The organism is Roseburia porci, from assembly GCF_009695765.1.
In the GTDB taxonomy this organism is placed as follows: domain Bacteria; phylum Bacillota; class Clostridia; order Lachnospirales; family Lachnospiraceae; genus Roseburia; species Roseburia porci.
On the sequence record NZ_VUNI01000048.1, the window covers coordinates 1 to 2,784 of the forward strand.

Genomic DNA, 2,784 nt, shown 5'->3' on the forward strand with positions numbered 1-2,784 from the left:
TGGGAAGGGATATCTCATCTTGAGGGGGGCTTCACGCTTAGATGCCTTCAGCGTTTATCCCTTCCGGACTTGGCTACTCTGCCATGCCGTTGGTCGACAACAGATACACCAGTGGTCCGTCCATCCCGGTCCTCTCGTACTAAGGACAGCTCCTCTCAAATATCCTCCGCCCGCGCCGGATAGGGACCGAACTGTCTCACGACGTTCTGAACCCAGCTCGCGTACCGCTTTAATGGGCGAACAGCCCAACCCTTGGGACCTGCTACAGCCCCAGGATGCGATGAGCCGACATCGAGGTGCCAAACCACTCCGTCGATGTGAACTCTTGGGAGTGATAAGCCTGTTATCCCCAGGGTAGCTTTTATCCGTTGAGCGATGGCAATCCCACTTTATACCACCGGATCACTAAGTCCTAGTTTCCTACCTGCTCCACCCGTCGGTGTCGCAGTCAAGCTCCCTTCTGCCTTTGCACTCTTCAAATGGTTTCCGACCATTCTGAGGGAACCTTTGAGCGCCTCCGATACCCTTTCGGAGGCGACCGCCCCAGTCAAACTCCCCGCCTGACATTGTCCCATTACCAGATCATGGCAACTGGTTAGAAACCCAGTATTACAAGGGTGGTATCCCAACAGCGACTCCTTACAGACTTGCGTCCATATCTCTTCGTCTCCCACCTATCCTGTACATGCAATACCGAATCCCAGTATCAAACTGGAGTAAAGCTCCATGGGGTCTTTCCGTCCTGGCGCGGGTAACCAGCATCTTCACTGGTACTTCAATTTCACCGGATGCATTGTCGAGACAGTGCTCAAATCATTACGCCTTTCGTGCGGGTCGGAACTTACCCGACAAGGAATTTCGCTACCTTAGGACCGTTATAGTTACGGCCGCCGTTTACTGGGGCTTAAATTCAAAGCTTCGCCGAAGCTAACCTCTCCTCTTAACCTTCCAGCACCGGGCAGGCGTCAGCCCATATACTTCACCTTTCGGTTTCGCATAGACCTGTGTTTTTGCTAAACAGTTGCTTGAGCCTATTCTCTGCGGCCTGCGTCAGCAGGCACCCCTTCTCCCGAAGTTACGGGGTCATTTTGCCGAATTCCTTAACAATGCTTCTTCCGTCGGCCTTAGGATTCTCTCCTCATCCACCTGTGTCGGTTTACGGTACGGGCACATAAAAAACAATAGCGGCTTTTCTCGGCACATGGCTCACACGCTTCGCTACTTTATTTCGCTCCACATCACGCTTTTGACTTATACAGCGGTTTTGCCTGCTGTACATCTCCCTCGCTTGTACCGGTCTTTCCATTCCCGGCCCGTGCTTTCCACATGCGTCCCCACAGTTCTGTTTTTATGCGGTACAGGAATCTAAACCTGTTGTCCATCGGATACGTCTCTCGACCTCTCCTTAGGCCCCGACTTACCCAGAGCAGATCAGCTTTACTCTGGAAACCTTAGATATTCGGCCGGAAGGATTCCCACCTTCCTCTCGCTACTCATTCCGGCATTCTCTCTTCTTATCCCTCCACTGCTCCTTCCGGTACAGCTTCGTCGGTATTAAGAATGCTCCTCTACCACTCCTTTCGGAGTCCACGGCTTCGGTGTTGTGTTTCAGCCCCGGACATTTTCGGCGCAGGACCTCTCGACTAGTGAGCTGTTACGCACTCTTTGAATGAATGGCTGCTTCTGAGCCAACATCCTAGTTGTCTTCGAAATCCCACATCCTTTTCCACTTAACACACACTTTGGGACCTTAGCCGGTGGTCTGGGCTCTTTCCCTTTTGACCGCCCAACTTATCTCGTGCAGTCTGACTCCCGTTCATCATCTACATGGCATTCGGAGTTTGATATTCTTTGGTAAGCTTTGACGCCCCCGCGGAAATTCAGTGCTCTACCTCCATAAGACTAAAACGAGGCTAGCCCTAAAGCTATTTCGAGGAGAACCAGCTATCTCCGGGTTCGATTGGAATTTCTCCCCTATCCACACCTCATGCCCACCCTTTTCAACGGATGTGGCTTCGGACCTCCAATGCCTTTTACGGCATCTTCATCCTGGACATGGATAGATCACCCGGTTTCGGGTCTACTCGTACTGACTTAACGCCCTCTTAAGACTTGCTTTCGCTTCGGCTCCACACCTGAAGTGCTTAACCTTGCCGGTACGCGTAACTCGCCGGACCGTTCTACAAAAAGTACGCGGTTCTGCTTTAAAACAGTTCCACAGCTTGTAAACACAGGGTTTCAGGTTCTCTTTCACTCCCCTCCCGGGGTCCTTTTCACCTTTCCTTCACAGTACTATGCGCTATCGGTCACTAAGGAGTATTTAGGCTTACGGGGTGGTCCCCGCTTATTCCATCAAGGTTTCTCGTGTCTCGATGTACTCTGGATCCCGCCTTGTCAACTCGTCTTTCGCTTACGGGGCTTTCACCCTCTCCGGCCGGCTTTCCCAAAACCGTTCTGCTAAACTCGTTGAATCAATTATGCGGTCCGAACCCCGGAATGCACGCACTCCGGTTTGGCCTCTTTCGCTTTCGCTCGCCGCTACTCACAAAATCGATGTTTCTTTCTCTTCCTCCGGCTACTTAGATGTTTCAGTTCACCGGGTTCCCTTCCGTACGTTATGGATTGGCGTACGGATGACTGGAGTTCTTCCAGCCGGGTTTCCCCATTCAGACATCTGCGGATCAAAGGATATTTGCTCCTCCCCGCAGCTTTTCGCAGCTTATCACGTCTTTCTTCGGCTCTTAGTGCCAAGGCATCCACCCTGCGCTCTTTTTTGCTTGACCT

1 rRNA gene is annotated in these 2,784 nt (G+C 52.0%); it reads right to left on the bottom strand.

Going from position 1 to position 2,784, the window contains the following annotated elements:
* Window positions 1–2,783: ribosomal RNA gene (locus tag FYJ75_RS14185) — 23S ribosomal RNA — on the bottom strand; the annotation flags it as partial.
* Between the last annotated feature and the right edge of the window lies 1 nt (window position 2,784).